Source organism: Agromyces protaetiae (assembly GCF_030866785.1).
GTDB classification, from domain to species: domain Bacteria; phylum Actinomycetota; class Actinomycetes; order Actinomycetales; family Microbacteriaceae; genus Agromyces; species Agromyces silvae.
In genome coordinates this window covers 1,309,792-1,329,696 of sequence record NZ_CP133018.1, presented here as the reverse complement: position 1 = coordinate 1,329,696, position 19,905 = coordinate 1,309,792, and the positions used below count along the sequence as shown (strand labels likewise).

General features: G+C 71.7%; 17 protein-coding genes and 1 pseudogene. 7 read left to right on the top strand and 11 right to left on the bottom strand.

Features of this window, described 5'->3' with window-relative positions:
* Nucleotides 1-76: 76 nt before the first annotated feature.
* Entirely contained in the window at nt 77-289 is a 213-nt protein-coding gene (locus QU602_RS06145; protein ID WP_308799358.1) for a heavy-metal-associated domain-containing protein, read from the top strand.
* Nucleotides 286-2,526 carry a heavy metal translocating P-type ATPase gene (locus tag QU602_RS06140; RefSeq protein WP_308799357.1) on the top strand — a complete coding sequence of 747 codons (2,241 nt, stop codon included), beginning with the start codon at nt 286-288 and terminating at the stop codon, nt 2,524-2,526. The genes QU602_RS06145 and QU602_RS06140 overlap by 4 nt, the downstream gene beginning before the upstream one ends.
* A 23-nt stretch (nt 2,527-2,549) precedes the next feature.
* On the opposite strand, the gene QU602_RS06135 is transcribed toward QU602_RS06140, so the two are convergent.
* Together QU602_RS06135 and QU602_RS06130 are read right to left on the bottom strand one after the other, a co-directional pair.
* Nucleotides 2,550-3,062: a hypothetical protein gene (locus tag QU602_RS06135; RefSeq protein WP_308799356.1), complete on the bottom strand. Its 513-nt coding sequence runs from the start codon at nt 3,060-3,062 to the stop codon at nt 2,550-2,552.
* A 44-nt stretch (nt 3,063-3,106) separates the two neighbouring features.
* The gene (locus QU602_RS06130; RefSeq protein WP_308799355.1) at nt 3,107-4,063 is read right to left on the bottom strand and encodes an SDR family oxidoreductase; all 957 of its coding nucleotides are present in this window, start codon (nt 4,061-4,063) and stop codon (nt 3,107-3,109) included.
* Between the two features lie 166 nt (nt 4,064-4,229).
* On the opposite strand from QU602_RS06130, the pseudogene QU602_RS06125 reads away from it, so the two are divergent.
* A pseudogene (locus QU602_RS06125) lies at nt 4,230-5,071 on the top strand (helix-turn-helix transcriptional regulator).
* Nucleotides 5,072-5,102: 31 nt separating this feature from the next.
* Here QU602_RS06125 and QU602_RS06120 read toward each other — a convergent pair.
* Nucleotides 5,103-5,996, bottom strand: coding sequence for a dihydrodipicolinate synthase family protein (locus QU602_RS06120; protein WP_308799354.1), 894 nt, complete (start codon nt 5,994-5,996; stop codon nt 5,103-5,105).
* A 22-nt stretch (nt 5,997-6,018) separates the two neighbouring features.
* Here QU602_RS06120 and QU602_RS06115 point away from each other — a divergent pair, with 22 nt between their 5' ends.
* Complete coding sequence (locus tag QU602_RS06115) at nt 6,019-6,312, top strand: Dabb family protein (protein ID WP_308799353.1); 294 nt, start codon at nt 6,019-6,021, stop codon at nt 6,310-6,312.
* A gap of 19 nt (nt 6,313-6,331) precedes the next feature.
* Here QU602_RS06115 and QU602_RS06110 read toward each other — a convergent pair whose 3' ends face one another.
* The 8 genes from QU602_RS06110 to QU602_RS06075 form a co-directional block, all read right to left on the bottom strand.
* On the bottom strand, nt 6,332-7,192 hold the full coding sequence (locus tag QU602_RS06110; protein WP_308799352.1) for a lytic transglycosylase domain-containing protein: 861 nt from the start codon (nt 7,190-7,192) through the stop codon (nt 6,332-6,334).
* Complete coding sequence (locus tag QU602_RS06105; RefSeq protein WP_308799351.1) at nt 7,192-9,588, bottom strand: choice-of-anchor M domain-containing protein; 2,397 nt, start codon at nt 9,586-9,588, stop codon at nt 7,192-7,194. Before QU602_RS06105 ends, QU602_RS06110 begins: the two co-directional genes overlap by 1 nt.
* Nucleotides 9,585-10,526: an anchored repeat-type ABC transporter permease subunit gene (locus tag QU602_RS06100; RefSeq protein ID WP_308799350.1), complete on the bottom strand. Its 942-nt coding sequence runs from the start codon at nt 10,524-10,526 to the stop codon at nt 9,585-9,587. The genes QU602_RS06105 and QU602_RS06100 overlap by 4 nt, the downstream gene beginning before the upstream one ends.
* Nucleotides 10,526-11,272 (bottom strand): anchored repeat-type ABC transporter ATP-binding subunit, encoded by a 747-nt coding sequence (locus QU602_RS06095; protein ID WP_308799349.1) that lies wholly within the window; start codon nt 11,270-11,272, stop codon nt 10,526-10,528. Before QU602_RS06095 ends, QU602_RS06100 begins: the two co-directional genes overlap by 1 nt.
* Nucleotides 11,269-12,246 (bottom strand): choice-of-anchor M domain-containing protein, encoded by a 978-nt coding sequence (locus tag QU602_RS06090; protein WP_308799348.1) that lies wholly within the window; start codon nt 12,244-12,246, stop codon nt 11,269-11,271. The genes QU602_RS06095 and QU602_RS06090 overlap by 4 nt, the downstream gene beginning before the upstream one ends.
* Nucleotides 12,243-13,835 carry an anchored repeat ABC transporter, substrate-binding protein gene (locus QU602_RS06085; protein ID WP_308799347.1) on the bottom strand — a complete coding sequence of 531 codons (1,593 nt, stop codon included), beginning with the start codon at nt 13,833-13,835 and terminating at the stop codon, nt 12,243-12,245. The genes QU602_RS06090 and QU602_RS06085 overlap by 4 nt, the downstream gene beginning before the upstream one ends.
* Before the next feature lie 70 nt (nt 13,836-13,905).
* Complete coding sequence (locus tag QU602_RS06080; RefSeq protein ID WP_308799346.1) at nt 13,906-16,263, bottom strand: choice-of-anchor M domain-containing protein; 2,358 nt, start codon at nt 16,261-16,263, stop codon at nt 13,906-13,908.
* A gap of 202 nt (nt 16,264-16,465) precedes the next feature.
* On the bottom strand, nt 16,466-16,840 hold the full coding sequence (locus tag QU602_RS06075) for an ArsR/SmtB family transcription factor (protein ID WP_308799345.1): 375 nt from the start codon (nt 16,838-16,840) through the stop codon (nt 16,466-16,468).
* An 84-nt stretch (nt 16,841-16,924) separates the two neighbouring features.
* Here QU602_RS06075 and QU602_RS06070 point away from each other — a divergent pair, with 84 nt between their 5' ends.
* From QU602_RS06070 to QU602_RS06060, 3 genes are all read left to right on the top strand, one after another.
* Entirely contained in the window at nt 16,925-18,220 is a 1,296-nt protein-coding gene (locus QU602_RS06070; RefSeq protein WP_308799344.1) for an FAD-dependent oxidoreductase, read from the top strand.
* A 53-nt stretch (nt 18,221-18,273) separates the two neighbouring features.
* The gene (locus QU602_RS06065; RefSeq protein WP_308799343.1) at nt 18,274-18,675 is read left to right on the top strand and encodes an arsenate reductase ArsC; all 402 of its coding nucleotides are present in this window, start codon (nt 18,274-18,276) and stop codon (nt 18,673-18,675) included.
* Nucleotides 18,676-18,818: 143 nt separating this feature from the next.
* Complete coding sequence (locus QU602_RS06060; protein ID WP_308799342.1) at nt 18,819-19,895, top strand: AI-2E family transporter; 1,077 nt, start codon at nt 18,819-18,821, stop codon at nt 19,893-19,895.
* The last annotated feature ends 10 nt before the right edge of the window (nt 19,896-19,905 follow it).

The window sequence follows — 19,905 nt, the reverse complement described above, 5'->3', positions numbered from 1 at the left end:
TTTGCACACGATGGCGGCCTGGGGCTACGGTGACTGGTGACGAATACCCACCCCGGGTATTTGGGAGGAGCGTGAGATGACGTCGACCGAGTTCGAGATCACCGGCATGACCTGCGCGCACTGCGAGCAGTCCGTCCGCGAGGAGGTCGGCCAGATCGCCGGCGTCGACGAGATCCGAGTGAGCGCGCAGACCGGGCTCCTCGTCGTCACCGGCGCGGCACCGGTCGACGATACGGCCGTCCTCGCTGCGGTGGGCGAGGCGGGCTACTCGGCAACGCGCGTCCAATGACCCCCGCGCCCGGTGTCGAGCTCGAGATCGGCGGGATGACGTGCGCCTCGTGCGCCACGCGCGTCGAGCGGAAGCTCAACCGGCTCGACGGCGTCGCCGCGACGGTGAACTACGCCACCGAGAAGGCGATGGTGGTCGTGCCCGCCGGGTACGACCCCGCCGCGCTGATCGCCGAGGTCGAGCGCGCCGGCTACACCGCTGCACTCCCGGCCGCCCCGCCCGCTCGCGAACCGGCGAAGGCGGGTCCGGCCGTCGACCGTGCCGCCGGAGCGCTGCGGAATCGCCTCGTCGTCTCGATCGTGCTGACCGTCCCGGTCATCGCGATGGCGATGATCCCCGCCCTGCAGTTCACGTACTGGCAGTGGGTCTCCCTCGCGCTGACAGCGCCCGTGGTCGTCTGGGGCGGTTGGCCGTTCCATCGGGCCGCCTGGACGAACCTCAGGCACGGCGCCGCCACCATGGACACGCTCATCTCGATGGGCACCTCGGCAGCCTTCCTCTGGTCGCTGTACGCCCTCGTCTTCGGTTCCGCCGGCGTCCCGGGCATGGTGCACGCGTTCGAGTTCGTCATCGCGCCATCCGACGGCGCGTCGAACCTCTATCTGGAGGTCGCGGCCGGCGTCACGACGTTCGTCCTCGCCGGTCGCTACTTCGAGCAGCGCGCCAAGCGCCAGGCCGGTGCGGCGCTGAGGGCCCTGCTCCAGCTCGGCTCGAAGGACGTGGCCCTCATCCGCGACGGGGTCGAGACCAAGATCCCCGTCGAGCGGCTCGCCGTGGGCGATGAGTTCGTCGTCCGACCGGGCGAGAAGATCGCCACCGACGGCGTCGTGGTGTCGGGCACATCCGCCGTGGACCGCTCGATGCTCACCGGCGAATCCATGCCGGTCGAGGTCGGGGCGGGTGCCGGGGTCACCGGCGCCACCGTGAACGTCGGCGGCCGGCTCGTGGTCCGGGCGACGCGCATCGGGTCGGACACCCAGCTGGCGCAGATGGCGAAGCTCGTCGAGGACGCGCAGACCGGCAAGGCCGCGGTGCAGCGGCTCGCCGACCGGATCTCGGCCGTCTTCGTCCCGGTCGTCCTGGTGGTCGCGCTCGTCACCCTTGCCGCGTGGCTGGTCAGCGGCCTCCCCGTCGAAACGGCGTTCACGGCCGCGGTCGCGGTGCTCGTGATCGCGTGCCCGTGCGCGCTGGGCCTCGCCACGCCGACCGCTCTCCTCGTCGGCACCGGACGCGGCGCGCAGCTCGGCATCCTGATCAAGGGCCCCGAGGCGCTCGAGTCCACCCGGGCGGTCGACACGGTCGTCCTCGACAAGACCGGGACGGTCACGACCGGGCAGATGTCCGTCGTCGAGGTCGTGCTCGAGCCCGGCACCGGACGCGCGGAGCTGCTCCGCCTGGCCGGCGCGGTCGAAGCGGCCTCCGAGCACCCCATCGCCCGGGCGATCGCGGAGGCCGCGGCCCAGGAGGCCGGCCCGCTTCCCGTCGCCGAGCGCTTCTCGAACGCCGAAGGCCGGGGCGTCGAGGGGGTCGTCGACGGCCGCCCGGTCGTCGTCGGTCGCGAGACCCTGCTCGCCGAACGGTCGCTGGGTCTCGGCGACGAGCTCGCCGCGGCCAAGGCCCGCGCCGAAGCCGAGGGCAGGACCGTCGTCGCGGCGGGCTGGGATGGGCTCGCCCGCGGCCTGCTCATCGTCGCCGATACGGTGAAGCCGACCAGCCGCGAGGCCATCGCCCAGCTGCAGCGCATGGGCTTGGCGCCGGTGCTGCTCACGGGAGACCACGAGACGGTGGCCCGTCTGATCGCCGCCGAAGTCGGCATCGACGAGGTGATCGCCGGGGTCCTTCCGAAGCAGAAGGTCGACGTCGTCGCCCGGCTGCAGCATCAGGGCAAGGTGGTCGCGATGGTCGGCGACGGTGTCAACGACGCGCCCGCGCTCGCGCAGGCGGACCTCGGCCTCGCGATGGGCACCGGGACGGATGTCGCGATCGAGACATCCGATCTCACCCTGGTCCGCGGCGACCTGCGCAGCGCGGTCGACGCGATCCGGCTGGCGCGGAAGACGCTCGGCACCATCAAGACCAACCTGTTCTGGGCCTTCGCCTACAACGTCGCGGCGATCCCCATCGCCGCCCTCGGTCTCTTGAATCCGATGCTCGCCGGCGCGGCGATGGCGCTCTCCAGCGTGTGCGTGGTCGGCAACAGCCTTCGGCTGCGCGCGTTCAGGAGCATTGAGGGCTGAGCCGGCTCAGCCCCGCATCGCGTTCACGTGTAGTGCGCCCGGTTCGGCGAGAAGTCGATCTGCTCGGCCTCGGCGAACACACGCTGCACCCGCTCCGCGGCGCGGTGGGCCAGCTCGGCGGCCTTCTGAGCCTGCTCGGTCCGCGTCTTCGCGACACTCGTGCCGATGTCGTCGAGGACTCGGCCGATGACCTGGGCCAGGCCTTGGCGCAACTCGCTGAGATTCGTGTTGACGATGAACAGCCGCCGGTCGGCGGTCGTCAGCGACACCGCGGGGTAGCCGGCTTCGGCGAGCAGGATCTGGGTCTCGGGCTTGGCCAGGAGTTCGAGCTCGAGGGGCAGCGGGCGACGCGTGAAGACCGCCGTGACCGTGTACCGCTCGGGTGCGTCGACCGTGCCGAGGGTGAACGGGAGGTCGTTCAGGATGAGGTGGTCCACGGCGAACGGCTCGAACGCGGACGTGTCCGCGTCCGGCGAGGCGGCGCCCTGAGGGGCAGGGACGTCCGATGACGTCTCACGATGCTGATCAATGCTCATGTTCGGATCGTAGGCCTGCAACATGTGGTGACTCACAGGCTGGTTCACGCCGAGGACGACTCGTGCGCGATGCGACTCCCGGTCAGCTCCTCCGACACCTGCCAGACACGCGCGGCCTCGGCCTCGCTGCGCAAGCGGGAGAAGAGCCGCTGTTCGGCCGGTGCCCCGCCCATGTGGCCGATCCCGTTCGGACCGAAGAACCGCCCGCCGAGGGCTTCCGGCGAGGTGGCCGCGTACAGGGCCGGCATCGCCGCCGTCTCCGGGGTGCCGACGATGAGTCCTCTCGCGGACAACCAGCGGATCACGCGGACTTCCGTGGTGTCACCGCCGCGTCCGAGCTCCGGGCGTGCCGACAGCAGGCTCGTCGGCGCGACTCCGGGATGGGACAGGTTGCTCGTCACGCCCCATCCGTGCACCCGGCTGCGACGGTCGAGCTCGAGACCGAAGAGGCCGAACGCGATCTTCGACTGGCTGTAGGCGCGCATGCCGTGATACGAGCGCTCCCAGTTCAGGTCCTGCCAGTTGATGCCGCCCTGGTTCGCCGCGATGCTCACCTGTGAGGTGACCCGCGCCCGGCCCGCGCGAAGCAACGGGAGCAGCTGAGCGACGAGGGCGAAGTGACCGAGGTGGTTCGTGCCGAACTGCAGCTCGAACCCCTCCTCGGTGACCTGCCGCTCGGGCGGGGTCATGACCCCCGCGTTGTTGATGAGGAGATGGATGGGTTCGCCCTCGCCGCGCAGGGTGTCGCCCAGCGCCGCGACCGATTCCAGCGAAGAGAGGTCGAGACGACGCGACGACACTCGCGCTCCGGGGGCGGCCTCGCGGATGCGAGCCACGGCGGACTCACCCTTCCCCGGATTCCGTACCGGGAGGACGACCTCGGCGCCGGCGACGGCGAGCCGCATCGCGATCCTGAGCCCGATGCCGTCGCTGCCGCCGGTGATCACGGCGCGCGTGCCGGTCAGACGGGGGACGGCGGGTTCGATCGGTGTGCGTGGCATCATCTGCTCCAAGTCGATTCGGTGCGTGCAGTCGGTGCTTCGACTCTCGCCGCTGCGGCGAGCGCGAACCAGGACCCGACGATCCACGGCTGCGAGAGGTGGATCGTCGGTCAGTGGCTCCCGCCGTGAGCAGGCGGTAGGAAGGGAGGCACGAGTGAGGAGCGCCATGTCGATCGATCGAGCCGGTCTGGCCGAGTTCCTGCGCCGCCGCCGCGAGGCGCTGCAGCCCGAGGACGTCGGGCTCTCGCGCGGCCCGCGGCGCCGCACCGACGGCCTCCGGCGCGAGGAGGTCGCCGGGCTCTGCCACATGTCCACCGACTATTACGCGCGCCTCGAGCGCGGCACAGGGCCGCACCCGTCCGAGGAGATGATCGCCTCGATGGCGCAGGGCCTGCATCTCTCCATCGATGAGCGGGACCACCTGTTCCGGCTCGCCGGGCATCGACCACCCGCACGGGGCAGCTCGAGCGAGCACATCGGCCCTGGGCTTCTGCGCATCCTCGACCGCCTGAACGACACGCCCGCCGAGATCGTCTCCGAGCTCGGCGAGACGCTGCGACAGACCCCGCTGGGCGTCGCGCTCACCGGTGACACGGCGAGCCTGGTCGGACCGGCGCGGAGCATCGGGTTCCGCTGGTTCACCGATCCGGCCAGCCGCGCGCTCTACGCCCCCGAGGACCATCCGTTCCTCGCCAGACTCTGGGTGTCGGGCCTCCGCGAGGTCGCGACGCTCCGCGGGCGCTCGTCCCACGCCGCACACCTCGCCGACCTGCTGCTGCGGCAGAGCGACGAGTTCCGAGACCTCTGGTCGCGGCACGAGGTCGGAGTTCGACCCAGGGCGATCAAGCACTTCGTGCACCCCGAGCTCGGCGCGCTCGAACTCAGCTGCCAGACGCTGGTCGACCCCCCCAGTCGCACTCGCTCCTCGTGTACACCGCAGCGCCGGGTACCGAGAGCGCCGAGAAGCTCCGGCTCCTCGCGGTGATCGGGGCGCAGCGCCTCGCCTGACCGGCGACGGCCGGCCGCGCGCGCCGGCGGCTCAGACGTCGACCCCGATCAGCGCGAGCGCATCGCCGACCTCGCGGCGGACGGTGGCGTCGAGTCCGCGGACCGGGGCCGGCAGGTTCTCGACCGCGGTGAGGCCGAGGAGCGAGGCGATCGACGCGACGACACGAAGGCTGCCGTGCACCGCGAACAGCTCCCAGAGCGGTGCGAGCCGGTCGGACCGCGCTCGCGCGCGCTGCGCGTCGCCGGACCGCGCGGCCTCGGTGAGCTCGACCGCGAGCTCGGGCAGCGTGCCCCCGATCACCGAGTACCACGTGTCGCAGCCCGCGAGGAGACCGGTCGCCGCCGAGGCATCCCCGCTCACGCCGATCGTGAAGCGGGCCGGTAGCGAGCCGCGGAGCTCGGCGACGCGGGCGGCCGCGGCCGCCTCGTCGGCGGGCACGCCGGGAATCTTGACGGATGCCACGTGCGGAAGTCGGGCGATGCGGGCGTAGAGCTCGGGCGTGAAGGTGAAGTGGGTCGTGCCGGGGTTGTCGTAGATCACGAGCGGGACCGACAGGCTTCGGGTGACGTCGGCGAAGAGCCCGTACACCTCGTCGGCGCTGAGTCGCTGGTAGCCGACCGGGGCGAGCAGCAGACCGGCCGCACCGGCGGTCTGCGCGTCCTCCGCGGCGGCCACCGCATCGCGCGTGCGCAGTGCGCCGATGCCGACGATGACCGGCACCTCACCGGCGGCTTCGACGGCGAGCCCGGCGACTCGTGCGCGCTCCTCGCGATGCAGATACATGTAGCTGCCCGTCGAGCCGAGTGCGCCGATCGAGTCCACGCCCGCGTCGCGAAGCCGCGCGACGAGCCGGACGAACGCCTCGTCGTCGACGCGGTCGTCGGTGATCGGTGTGAGTGGGAACGCACTGAGACCGGTGAACATCTGCACAGCATACGATCGACCTATGATCCGCCATACCGTCGCCTTCTCGCTCCGCCACGAGGCCGGTTCGCCGGCCGAGACGGCATTCCTCGAGGACGGCCGGCAGGCGCTCACCTCCATCCCCGGCGTGCGCGACTTCGCGGTGGCCCGGCAGGTGAGCCCGAAGAGCAGCTTCCGCTTCCAGTTCGCGATGAGCTTTGCGGATGCCTCGGCCTACGAGGCCTACAACGCGCACCCGGCGCACGTCGCCTTCGTCGAACAGCGCTGGGTCCCCGAGGTCAGCGAGTTCGAAGAGCTCGACTTCGAGGCCTACTGACGTCGAGGCGCCAGGCCGGTCAGCCGAACGCGCCGGCGTTCTCCGCGTACCGGGTGGCAGCCTCGGCGACCCGGTGGTTGTAGTCGAGCGAGCTGTTGTACGACGCGATCGCGGCGATCCAGCCCTGCGGGTCGGTGAGGTCGGCACCGTCGTGGCACAGGTACCGGGCCGCGGTGAACGCCGCGTCGTCGATCTGGTGCGGGTCGGCGACACCGTCTCCGTCGCCGTCGGAGGCCCACTGCGCCCAGGTGGACGGGATGAACTGCATCGGCCCGACCGCGCGGTCCCAGACGGCGTCGCCGTCGAGGGCGCCGCGGTCGGTGTCGGGGATCGCGTCGGAACGCGTACCGTCGAGCGGGATGCCGATGATCGGCGGCGTGACGACGCCGTCGCCGCCGATGCGGGCGCCGTCGATGCGGCCGTGCTCCGATTCGACGAGGCCGATCCCGGCGAGGGTGTTCCAGCCGAGCCCGCAGCCCGGGTGTTCGAGGCGCACACGGTGCGCGGCGCCGGCGTACGCGGCGAGCGCACGCCCGGGGATGGCGGTGCGTTCGGCGACGTCGGCGACCCAGCCGGGATCGACCTGGCGCGCGGCCGCGCCCGCCGCCCAGCCGGTCCCGGGGGCGGGGACTCCTGCGGGCTCCGGCGGCGCGGTCGCGGAACGGCTTGCGGATGCCTCTGCGCCGGGCGGCACACCCGCGCCGGCAGGGAGGGTCAAGGTCGCAGCGACCACGGCTGCGGTGCCGATGAGGATGCTGCCGACCGACGCGGCGAGCACCCACGGCGTGCGGCTCGGCGGCGGGATCTGCTCCACGGGCTCGCCGAGCGGATCGTCCGCGGCACCGAGCAGGTCGTCGAACCCCGCGGGATCGCGGTCCATCAGCCGCGCTCCCCCGAAGGACCTGCCGCGGCGGGCCCCGGCTCACGCAGTCGCCTGACGTACCACCAGGTGGCGCCGGCGAGACCGAGGACCACGAGCGTGCCTCCGCCGATCACGGCGATCAGCACCATGGGGTGCTGTGCGCCGGTGGCTCGCGTGGTCTCGTCGTGCGCGACGTCGTCGGTGGCCCCGCGGTTCCCCGGGCCTCGCGCACGGGTCAGCGTCTCGGGATCGGCGGCCTGGTTCGCCGCGACCGCCTCCGCCGCGGCCCGGTCGACGGCGGCGTTGACCTCCGCCGCGTCCGCCACGCCGTGCGTGGTCATGCCGCAGAACACGTCGCCGATCGGGACGTCCCCCACTTGGAACACGTAGGTGTGCGCCGCGGTCGTCAGGGTCGCACCCGACTGCGGGTTCGTCGCCGTGGCGTGCGCGGTGAGCCGGTAGACACCGGGTGCGCTGAAGACCCACTGGGCGTGCGTGTGCGCGGGCGTCGGTTCCCGGATGCTGCCCGGCAGGGCCGTGCTCCCGCCCTGGAGCAGCGGCCGGATGTCCCCGAACGATCCCTGGCTGTACAGGTGCACCCGTCCGGGGCCGTCCACCCCGGTGACGTCGATGGTCACGTCGGTGTGGCCGCTCGCGGCGGTGCGGTTGGTGTCCCAGCCGGGCCAGACGAGATCCGGGCTCTGCGTGAGTGGAAGGACGTACCCGGCCGGGGCGCCGGGCGTGCCCGCGGGGATGTTCGCCCGGTAGGCGGCTTCGTCGACGCGGAGCAGCACCGTCTCGGCTTCGTGGACGACGCGGTGACCGGTGACGTCTTCCACGAGCTGCAGCACGGCCTTCCCATTGGCGGCTGACACGAAGAACAGGTCGACGTGGCCGCGGTCGAGGACCAGTGCCGGCGCACACTGCTGGGTCGCCGCCTGCGGCGGCTCGGGATTCGACGTCGGCGGCGGGGCGACGGGCGGCGGGCCGCTTCCGTCACCGCCGTTCCCGTTGCTCGCGGGCACGAGCGTGAAGCGGTCCCAGCCGAGCAGGGCGCCTTCGGCATCCTTCACCACCAGACGCGCGTCGCCCGCCGGAAGGTCGTCGGCCAGATCGACGCTGAACCCTCCCGTGAGGTCGGCCTGCAGCCACCCGTACCAGGACGGTTCGGGTGCGTGCACCCACACCGAGACCCACCGCCCGGCGAGCGCGCCGGTGACTCGCGCGGTCACGGTGCCGCCCGGCGCGAGACGCTTCTGCGGAGTCGTCACGGTGAGCCCGGCCCCCGCCTCAACGGGATCGAGCCGGTCGTCCGGCACGGGGACGGTGTCGTCGTGGTCGGGTTCGGGTTCCGCGGTCCCGGTCACCGTGACGTCGATCGGTGCCGAGGCTGACGTCGTGGCGTCGTCGGCCCAGGTGGGAACGAACTCCGCGCGGATCTGATGCCCCCCGGGGACGAGCGCGGAGGTGCGGAACGTGGCGGAGCCGTCGCCGGCGACGGGCGCGTGTCCCAGCATGACATTGCTGCCGAGATCGCGGAACTGGACGGCGCCGGCGACCGCGGGCGCGACGGTCGCGACGAGCGTGACGGCCTCGCCGGGTGCGGCGACGCTGCGGTCGGCACGCAGCCCGGTGCTCGTGCTGCGGGTGTGTGCGGCGAGGTCACCCACGACGAAGGTGTAGCGGTTCGCCGCGGCCTGCTCACGGCCGCCGACGACCCCGCGCATCTCGAACTCGAGCTCATAGGTGCCGGGCTGTGTGAACGCCCAGTTCATGTGCGTGTGCTGCGGCACGCCGGTCTGCCACGACGGCAGGTCGCTGGTGGAACTGAAGACGCGGCGGACCGCGCCGCCGTCCTGGAGGAAGATCTCGACCTCGCCCGGGCCGGCCGCTCCGAGCATGCGCACGGCGAGCCGGCCGTCGTGGACCGTCCCGGCGAGCGCCGGGTCCTCGGTGCTGAACCCGGGCCAGAGGAGGCGATGGTCCTGGATCTGCGGTGCGAGCCAGACGGGGGCGCCGGCCGCTCCGAGGAATGCGTATGCGTCGCCGGCCGGCACGGTGGTACGGCTGGGCTCATCCAGATGGAAGAGCACCCCCGAAGGGTCCAGGCGGCTGCCGAGATCGGGTACCCCGTCACCGTCCAGGTCGATGTCGGCCCGACTCGCCACTGTGAGGGTTCCCTGGTCCAGGAAGGCCGAGACCGTGTCGGTGTGCACCGCGCCGATCACGCGCTTGCGCGAGCTGGGCGGCGCGGGCTGGTCGGATTGGCCCGGCGCGGCGGCCGTGCGGCCTGCCGGCTCACCCGGGCCCGCGGGGAGGGCCGCCGCCGCGCCGGGCGCAGCCGCGCCGCTGAGCAACGCCAGGGTCAGCAGCATCGCCCCGGCGCCGCGACGGCGCAGGTTCGCCCGGCTCACGGTGCGAGGCTCCCGACCGGGACGTCGGCTCGCGCGGGCGGGCGCGACTGGTCGAGGTCGTCCTCGCCCTCGATCGGCTGCGCGCGACGGCGCATCGTCTTGGCGACGAGGCCGTGCCGGGGTGCGAAGCACCAGGCGAGCAGGAAGATCGCGGTGGCGACGAGGACGATCATCCCGCCGACCGGGAAGTCGAAGCTCCACGAGACGTACAGCCCGACGAGCGCCGAGACCCCGCCGATGACGGGAGCGAGCACCATCATCGCGGCGAGCCGGTCGGTGAGCAGCCTCGCGGCCGCGGCCGGCGTGATCAGGAGGGCCAGCACCAGGATGTTCCCGATGGTCTGGATCGAGATGACGATCGCGATGGCGACCATCACGTACAGCACCAGGTCGAGGGTGAAGACCGGGATGCCCGTGGATCTGGCCATCTCGCGATCGAGCGTGACCGACACGAACTCCTTGTGGAACAGGAACGCGACCAGCATCAGCACCAGCCCGGTGACCGCGACGACGATGAGGTCCTCGTCGGGGATCCCGGTGATCGATCCGAAGAGGAACTGCTGCAGTGACCCGGCATATCCCGGTGCCTGGGAGATGATCACGATGCCGAGCGCGAACGCGGCCACGAAGAACACGCCGATGATGCTGTCCTCCTTGATCCGGCGGTTCTGCGAGAACACCGCGACCAGGATGGCGGTGAGGACGCCGGCGACCGCGCCGCCGAACACGAGGTTGCCCTGGATGACGAAGGCGACCGCGAGGCCCGGGAACACCGCGTGCGCGACGGCGTCGCCGATGAACGCCATCCCGCGGAGCACCACGTAACAGCCGATGACGCCGCAGACGACGCTGGACATCATCGCGATGAGCAGTGCTTTCGGCAGGAAGCGCAGATCCGGGTTCAGCAGGTCGGTGATGAAGTCGATCGGCGAGAGCATCAGGCGGCCACCCCCAGTGCGGTGAGCAGCGGATTGCCCGCGTTCACCTCGAACGTGCGCATCCACACCTCGGGGTCGGTGAGGTCGCCCGGTGCCCCGTCCGCGATCACGGTCCGGTTCACGAGGCACAGCCGCGAGCACTCGTGCATCGCGCCGATCAGGTCGTGCGTGGTCATGAGCACCGCGCGCGCTTCGGTGGCGAGGTCGCGGAACAGCTCGATGAGCAGTTCCTGCGTCGGCATGTCGAGCCCGGTGAACGGTTCGTCCAGCAGCAGCAGGCTGGGTCGGAGCGCGAGCGCGCGGGCGACGAGCACGCGCTGGCGCTGCCCCCCGGAGAGTTCGCCGACCGGCCTCGCGGCGAGGTGGCCCATGTGCACGCGTTCGAGGGCGTCGGCGACCGCCTCGAAGTCCTGCTGCCCCGGCCGGCGCAGCCAGCCGATCCGGCGCACCCGGCCGGTCATGACCGTGTCCTCGACGCTGATCGGGAAGTCCCAGGCGAACTCGTGCCGCTGCGGCACGTACCCGATGGCGCTGCGCGCTCGCGCGGGCGGCCGTCCGTCCACCCGGACCGAGCCGCGCTCCGCGCGGAGCATCCCGAGGATGGTCCGGAGCAAGGTGGTCTTGCCCGCACCGTTCGGACCGATGAGCCCGACGAACTCGCCGGTGCGCACCGCGAGGTCGACGTTCCGGAGCACGCGCCGGCCGCCGAGCTGGACGCTGAGATCGGTGATGTCCAGCGCGTTCATCGGGTGTCGCTCCCGGTCCGGGCGCCCGATCCCGCCCTGGCTCTCGCCTTCGCGCGGCGGGTGGCGAGCGCGGCGACGACGATCGCCGCGGCGAGCGCGACGGCGACCGCGGCGACCACCGCACCGATCACGAGGCCGAGGTCGGTGCCGGCGTCGGGATCGGGCGCGGCGGCATCGGCCTGATCCGCCGCCGGCTCGGGGTCGGCGGCGGGAGCGGGCCCCGAGTACACGGCCGCGAAGGCCTCTGCCGGGTCGGTCTCGTCGCCGACGGCGAAGCGCAGCGTGTCGCGCGCCGACACGTTCCGGCCGTCGATGAGGTCGGCCTCGAACTCGATCTCGACCAGGTAGACACCCGGCCGGCTGAACACCCAGTTGGCGTGCGTGTGGGTGTTCACCTCGATCCAGGTCTCCTGAGGGAACGCGTCGAACGTGGACCAGAGCGGCTGCGGATCGCCGAAGTTGCCGCTCTGCAGGTAGGCGGAGACGTCGCCTGGCCCGTCGACACCGTGGATGCGGAGCGTGGTCCCGAGGTTGAGGCTCTCGAGCACGGTCGGTTCCTGGGTGTTCCACCCGGTCCAGACGACGTCCGCATTGCGGGTCTGCGGTACCACCCAGACCTCGGTGCCGGGCGCCTGTTGCAGGAAGGCGTAGGCGTCGCCCTCCGGAACGGTGAGCACGCCGGCATCGGTGACCTTCATGACCACGTCCTCGGGGTTCCGCCAGTACTTCGGCGTCCCGGTGTCGTCGTGAATCTGTACGATCCACTCGCCGGTGTTCAGCGTCGGCCCGAAGTCGACGTGTCCACGATCGACGACGAACTGACCGGTCCCCTGCGACTGGCCGGGATCGATCGTCTGCGCCGGTGGCTCGTCGGCGGGCGCGGCGAGCGCCGGTGCGACGGGCAGCGCGGTGAGTCCCGCCAGCAGCAGCGCCACGAATGCGGCGGTTCGGACGAGCGGTCTGGTGGAGTTCATCGGGATTCCTTGGGTTCGGACAGGCAGGAGGCGAGTGAGCGGGCGTTGAACCGCATCATGTCGACGTACGTCGCGACGTCGGCGGTGAACGCGTCGCCGTAGATCGGGCACACGGCGATGCCCTGTTCGGTGGCGACCTCGACGAGTGTCGACGAACGCGCGGCGAGGTTCGGTTCGAGGAACACCGCGGGCACCTCGAGGTTGCGGATCGTCTCGGTGAGTCGCTTCCGCTCGGCCAGGGACGGTTCGACGGCGGGGTTCGGGGTGACGAAACCCGCGATCGTGAGGTCATACGCCTGAGCGAGGTATCCGAACGCGTCGTGGGTGGTGACCAGCGTGCGCCGCTCCCGCGGAATCCCGGCGATCGTCTCCCTGACCTCCCCGTCGAGCGCGGCGAGCTCGTCGAGGTAGGCGGCGGCGTTCCGGGCGTACTCCGCCGCTCCCTCCGGATCCGCTTCGATGAGCGTGTCCCGCATGATCTCGACGTAGGCCATCGCATTGCGCACGTTCTGCCAGAGGTGCGGATCGATCTCCCCGTGGACGTGCTTGCCGAGCACCGCCTGCGGCAGTTGATAGACGGGTTCCCCCGGACGGCCGAGGAAGCGGTACGCGGGGTCGCCCGGGATCTCGTGCAGCGCCGTGTTCGGCACGTCGACGACCACCCGGCCGAGATCGAACGTCTCCTGATGCACGTCGCCCGAGCCGTGCTCGTGGTCGAGGACGAGCTCGAACCGTTCGGCGTCCAGGTTGAGGGTGAGGTCGGCGTGGCCGGCGTCGAGCACCGTCGCATCGGTGCGGCCCGGCGCGCCGTAGGGGTCGACGCCGACCGCGAAGACGAGGTCGTCCTCCGCGATCTCGATGGGTCGCTGGTCGGCGGCGACCTGCAGCTTCGCGCGCACGTCCAGCGTGTAGTACCCGGGTTCGGTGAACGCCCAACTGAGATGGGTGTGCGCGTCCGGTGGGAGCGTGACGGTGTCGTCGCGGTAGCCGGTCGCCCGGTCGAAGCCGTCGGTCGAGTCGAAGTACCGGTCGACGTCGCCGAAGCTGCCGGTGAGATAGGCGATCAGGTCGCCGGGTCCGTCGACGCCCGTGGCCGAGAACAGCACGTCGGCGGTGCGATCGGCCCCGTACGCGGCCCCATCACCGGTGACGCGGAGCCCGAGCCAGATGGTATCGAGCGACACGTCCTCGACCAGCGGGATGATCTCGGCCGCGTACTTGACGGCCTCCTCGGCGAGCGAGATGTTCGGCACGCCGGGCGGCAGGTTCGTGTCGAGGGCCGTGATGAGGCTCTGCTCCTCCAGCATGAGGTAGTTCGAGAACGCGACGTCGGCGTACACGATGTTGCGGATGTCGCGCAGGGTCGGTTCGTAGCTGTGCGGGTCGCCGCCTTCGGGCACGAGCGGGACGACCTCGGCGCGGTCGCCGGCGACGTTCGCGGCGAGGTCGGCGAGGATGGCCGTGGTGGTCACGACCTCGACCGTGCCGTCGGTCGCGGCCGGAGCCGGCGCGGTCGTGGCGCACCCGGCGAGCAGGGCGAGCGGAAGCGCGGTGGCGACGGTGGCAGCACGGGTGACGAGTCGGTTCACGGATGGCTCTCGGGTTCAGGCGGGGTGGCCGCCGCGACGCGGTCGCGACGGCCACCCGGAGGCACGGCGATCAGTCGGCTGACGGCCGGCGACGGCGTGCGACGGCGACGGATGCGGCGCCCAGCAGCAGGAGCAGCGCTCCGCCGAGGACCGCTCCGCCGAGATCGGCCCCGGTCGACGCCAGCCCCGTGGAGGTGAGCGCCGGGTCGGCCGGCGACGGCTCGCCGCCGACCGGTGCCGCGGGATCGACGGGAGGCTCGACCGGGTCGGGCTGGGTGGCGCCGGCCGCGACGGTCAGCGTGTACGGCGCCGACTCGGCGATCACCGCGTGGGTGTCGTCGAACAGGCGGAGGACCAGCTGCGCCCCGTCGTCCTCGAGCGTCACCGGAAACGCCAGGTCGGCCTCACGGGACTGGTCGACCCACACGAAGTCGGCGGCCCCGGCGCGCTTGACGTACCAGTGGTAGTGGTCGATGCCGGTCTCGGGGCTCTGGCGCGAGGTCAGCTGCGCCGTGTCGCCCGGCACGTACGCCGCCCGGTCGGATTCGACGAGCAGCTCGGTGACCACGGGTCGCTGCTGCGCGGTGATCGTGACCGCCTCGGACTCGGCATGCACCTCGCCGTCGTGGAGCAGCTGGACCTTCACCTGGATCCCGCTGTTCGCGAGTGTCGGCTTGAACGAGTACTGCGCCGCGGACTGCGCGGCCACGGGGGCGAACGCATCCGCGCCGGCGGCCTTCACCAGCCATCGGTGCTCGGTGAGGCCGGTCGGCGTGGACTGCTCGGCGGTCAGCCTCGCGGTCTGCCCGACCCAGTAGTCGTCCGCCGCGCGGTCGGTGCCGATCGTGAGGCCCGTCTCGGGGATCTCGTGGCCGTGGTCGTCGAGGTGCACGAGCACCGGTGCCGATTCGGCGTAGGGGCGGCCGTCGTCGTAGGTGAGCTTCGCGATCACGGCTGCACCTGCGAGGTCCGCCGTCGCCTCGAAGGCGTAGTCGGCGTCGTGCTGCCCGGCGACGAGCTGCGGCACGGTCTCGCCCTGCGGCTGCACGTACCATTCGAACCGAGTGAGGACCGATGCCGGGTCGACCGAGGCGGTCAGCTCGACGGTGTCGCCCGAGTGGTAGTGGTGCGCGAGGCCGCCGATCGAGACCTGCTGCAGCGGTGCGGCGCCGTGGTCGTCCACGTCGACCGTGGCGGGCTCGGACTCCGCCAGCACGGTCCCGTCGGTCCCGAGCAGGGCAACCCGCACGACCGCGTCGCTCAGCGCCTGCTCGGCGGTCAGCCTGGCCGTCGGCCCGGTCTCCGGAAGCACGCCCGGCGTCTGCTGGTCGGTGCGCTGGACGGTCCACCGGTAGGTCGCGTCGTCGAGCGCGGGCTCCACGATCGCGGTCAGATTGATCGGGGAACCGCTGTGGTAGTGGTGTGCCAGCGGGGAGATGCCGATGGTGGGGTTCACCGGCGCGGCGGCCGCATCGATCGTGACCGGCTCGGACTCGATGGTGAACGGGCCGCCCGCGGCGACACGCTGACCGCCCGAGACGGTCGCCTTGTACTGCGCCCCGTCGACGGCGGTCACGGTCAGCTCGCTGCCCGAGGCATCCGTGACCTGCTGCCACTCGCCGTCGGAGCCGGCGCGGCTGAACCAGGCGAAGTCGCTGAACGTCGCCGCCGCCGGGGTCTGCCCGGCGGTGAGCGTCAGCAGGGAGCCCGGCTCGACCGCCGACTCGGCGCCGTCGATCGTGAGTGCCGTCGGCGCGGGGGCGACGACGAATGTGTAGTCGGCCGAGTTGGTCGTCGACTCGCGCGTTCCGTCACCGCTCGTGACCGTGGCCTGCGCGGTGAACCGGTAGGTGCCCGGTTCGGTGAACGCCCAGTTGCTGTGGACGTGCGCGGGCGCCGACTGCTGGATCGTGGCCGGCAGCTTCCAGGCGCCGCTGAGGATCTGCCGCGGGTCGCCGAACGGACCCTGCGACCAGAGGAACACCTCGCCCGGTCCGGTGACGTCGGTGACGTCGATCTCGATCTTGGCGTTCGCGCCGTACACCGAGGCGATCGGCTGGCTGTCCCAGCCCGGCCACAGCAGCTCGGGGTTCTGCGTGAGCGGCAGCTGGTACGACGCGCCCTCCAGCCCGGCCGGCAGGTACTGGGCGGGAACGCCGTCGACGATCGCCTGGCTCTTGACGAAGAGCTCGACGGATTCAGGCGTGCGCTCGACGTGGGATCCGGTCACGTCCTCCTTCAACGCGAGCCGGACCGAGCCGTCGTCGTTGAGGGACAGCGCGAACGCGTCGATGTGGCCGCTGTCGAAGCGGATGGGGTCGTCGACGGGCTCGGCGGCCAGCGCCGATGCCGGGGCGAGCAGCGCCCCGGTCACGGCGAGGAGCCCGACCAGGCCCGCGGCGACTCTCGGACGAGTCTTAACGTGCATGAGTGCCTTTCCAAACGACCAGACGGTCGTTATTGAAAACGATTATCATGATCACCATGGCACACGGAGCGGTGACTCGCAATTCGCTCGGGGGACGCGAACGCGGCACGATCGAGTCGCGATGAGGTCGCCGGAGACGACGAAAGCCCCTCCCGAAGGAGAGGCTTTCGTCGGGACTCGCGCCGAGCCCGCGAGGCAGGCGCTAGCGCGAAGCGGTGACGTCGAGCAGCTGGGAGAGCTGCCCGAGCGCGCCGGGCACGAGCTTGTAGTACGCCCAGGTCCCACGCTTGCTGCGCGTGAGGAATCCGGCGTCCATCAGGATCTTCAGGTGGTGCGACACGGTGGACTGACTGAGCCCGACCGGTTCGATGAGGTCGCACACGCAGGCCTCTTCACCCTCGGCCGCGGCGACGATCGACACGAGCCTGAGGCGCGTGGGGTCAGCCAGCGCCCTGAGCCGTTTCGCCAGGTCGTTCGCCCGGTCGGCGTCGATCGGCTCTCGGGTGATCGGCGTGCAGCAGGCAGCCGTCGCGGCCTGCGCGTCAGTCTGTACCAGCGGGAGCACGGAGGTGGGCATGCATCGATGGTAGTCGATATTGACAAACATCGATGGATGGTCGAGAGTGCATATCGAAGTTCATCGATGCCTTGGAGATGCACCATGACGCTCGTCGACCTGACGATCCCCGCCCCGACCGAACCGCAGCTCGCCGCAGTGCCGGTCGCGATCATCGGCGCCGGCCCTGTCGGACTCGCCGCAGCGGCCCACCTCGTGGAGCGCGGCATCGACTTCGTCGTCTATGAAGCCGGCGACCGCGTCGGGAGCAGCATCCGAGACTGGGGCCACACCCGCCTGTTCTCCCCGTGGCGGCTCGTGGTCGATCCCGCGTCGCGCCGGCTGCTGGACGCGGCCGGGTGGGAGCCGCCCGCGCCCGAGTCGCTGCCGACCGGACTCGATCTGGTCGAGCGATACCTCGAACCGCTCGCCGCGCTCGAGGCGATCGCCGGCCGCCTCCGCACCGGCGTCAGAGTCGAGGCGGTCACCCGTCAGGGCATGGACCGCACGCGCAGCGTGAACCGCGAGTCGACGCCGTTCCTGCTGCGCGTCGTCTCGGTGGACGACACCGGGCAGCGCACCACCGAGGAGCTCACGGCCCGCGCCGTCATCGATGCATCCGGCACCTACGACCTGCCGAACAGCCTCGGCTCCTCGGGGCTCGAACCGCTCGGACTCGCGGACGTCGCCGACCGGGTGAGCCACGCGCTGCCCGATGTGCTCGGTCGCGACCGGCAAGGATTCAGCGGGAAGCACACGACCGTGGTGGGCGCCGGGCACTCCGCCGCGAACACGCTGCTCGCGCTGGCCGAGCTGGCCGAGCAGGAACCCGGCACCACGATCACCTGGCTCATCCGCACCGCCGGCGCGGTCCGCGTCGCGACGTCGGGGAACGACGAGCTCGCCGCCCGTGCGTCGATCGGGCGACGCGTCGACGCCCTCGTCGCCGCCGGGAGGATCGCTGTGGCCGACCGTTTCGAGATCATCCGGCTCAGGCGCACCGACCACGGCATCCGGCTGTACGGCGCTCGAGCCGGCGAGCTCGTCGAGCACGAGACGGACCTCGTGGTCAACGCCACCGGCTTCCGGCCGGACCTCGGCCTGCTCCGCGAGATCCGGCTCGAGCTCGACGACGTCGTCGAGGCACCCAAGCGGCTCGCGCCGCTCATCGACCCGAACCTGCACACCTGCGGCACCGTCGCACCACATGGCTTCGCCGAGCTGCAGCACCCCGAGCCCGACTTCTTCATCGCCGGCATGAAGTCCTACGGCCGCGCCCCGACCTTCCTGCTCGCGACCGGGTACGAGCAGATCCGCTCGATCGTCGCGCACCTGGCCGGCGACGACGTGGCCGCGTCGCAGGTCGACCTGGTGCTACCGTCGAGCGGCGGATGCTCCTGAGCCCACCATCACCCCCACCAGACGCCGACACGAGCTGCGAACGGAACCGCTGCATGACCGACTCCCCCACCATCCTGTTCGTCTGCGTGCACAATGCCGGCCGGTCGCAGATGGCCGCAGGGTACGCCCGCGCCCTCTCCGGCGGCCGGGCGAACGTGCTCTCCGGCGGCTCCGAGCCCGGGTCCGAGATCAACCCCGTCGCGGTCGAGGCCATGCGCGAGGAGGGCATCGACATCAGTGCCGCCGTCCCGCAGCTGCTGCAGACCGACGACGTCCGCGCCGCCGACGCCGTGATCACCATGGGCTGCGGCGACGCCTGCCCGATCTTCCCCGGCAAGCGGTACGAAGACTGGGAGCTCGACGACCCGGCCGGCCAGGATCTCGACACCGTCCGCCGCGTCCGCGACGACATCCGGGGCCGCGTGCAGCGGCTGCTCACCGAGCTGGGGCTCTGAGGCCGGGCCGGCCGACGAGCCGGCCGCGGCGGCGAGAGAGGTTCCCCGGGCGACCGCTCGCGATCTCGGCGCTGGTCTGGCGCGGCGCGGGTGCTGCGCCCTAGTGTGCGACGCATGGTACTGCGCGAGGACGGGACGAACCGGTGACCGGCGAGACCGGTGGTGGTGCGACGACGGGCGCACCGTCGCCGAGCGTGCGGACCGCGGTCATCGTCATCGCACTCCTGCTCACGCTCGCGGGGATGTGGGTCGCCCGCGAGATCGTCGCGCCGCTGGCGCTGGCCGCCGTGCTGGTCATCATCGTGCATCCGATCCGGCACCCGCTGCAGCGGCGTGGCTGGCCCCGATGGGCCGCGACCAGCGTCGTCGTCGCCGTCGCGTATCTGATCCTCGCCGCGCTCGCCGCGCTCCTGGTGTACGCCGGATTCGAGTTCGGCGAGCTGGTCGCCGGCTTCGGCGATGAGCTCGAGGCCAGCGTGGCATCCGTCACCGACTGGCTGACGACCCTGGGGCTCGGCGATCAGCTGTCGGATGCGGCCGCGAGCGCCCTCGACCCGTCGGTGCTGCTGGACGTCGCGCAGGGTGTCGCCGGCTGGGCACTCGGATTCCTCACCGCCGCGTTCTTCGTCCTCGCCTACGTGATCTTCATGGCCGCGGACGCGGCCCGGTACGGGCGGGCAGAGCAGGCGCTCGGCGCCGGCGTGCGCGCGGCGATCGACCGCGTGCGGGCATACAACTCCTCGGTTCGTCGCTACTACGTCGTCAACGCGTCGTTCGGCGCGATCGTGGCGGTCATCGACGGGCTGGCGCTCTGGGCGATGGGCGTTCCGGCGCCGGCGGTATGGGCCATCCTCGCGTTCGTCACGAACTTCATCCCGAACATCGGGTTCGTGCTCGGCCTCGTGCCGCCCGTCGCGCTCGCCTTCGTGGTCGGCGGGCTGCCCCTGGCGCTCGCGGTGATCGCCGTGTACTCCGTCGTGAACGTGGTGCTGCAGGTGCTCATCCAGCCGAAGTTCGTCAGCGACGCCGTCGACCTCTCGCTCACACTGAGCTTCGTGTCGGTGGTCTTCTGGACGTTCGTGATCGGTCCGCTCGGCGCGATCCTGTCGATCCCGCTCACCCTGCTCGTCCGGGATCTGCTCCTCGACCGAGACCCCGGCGCCGCCGTGGTGCGCTGGTTGTCCGGCAACGCGGCTCCGGCGCCCGGCCGTGGCGGTTGACCGGGCGACG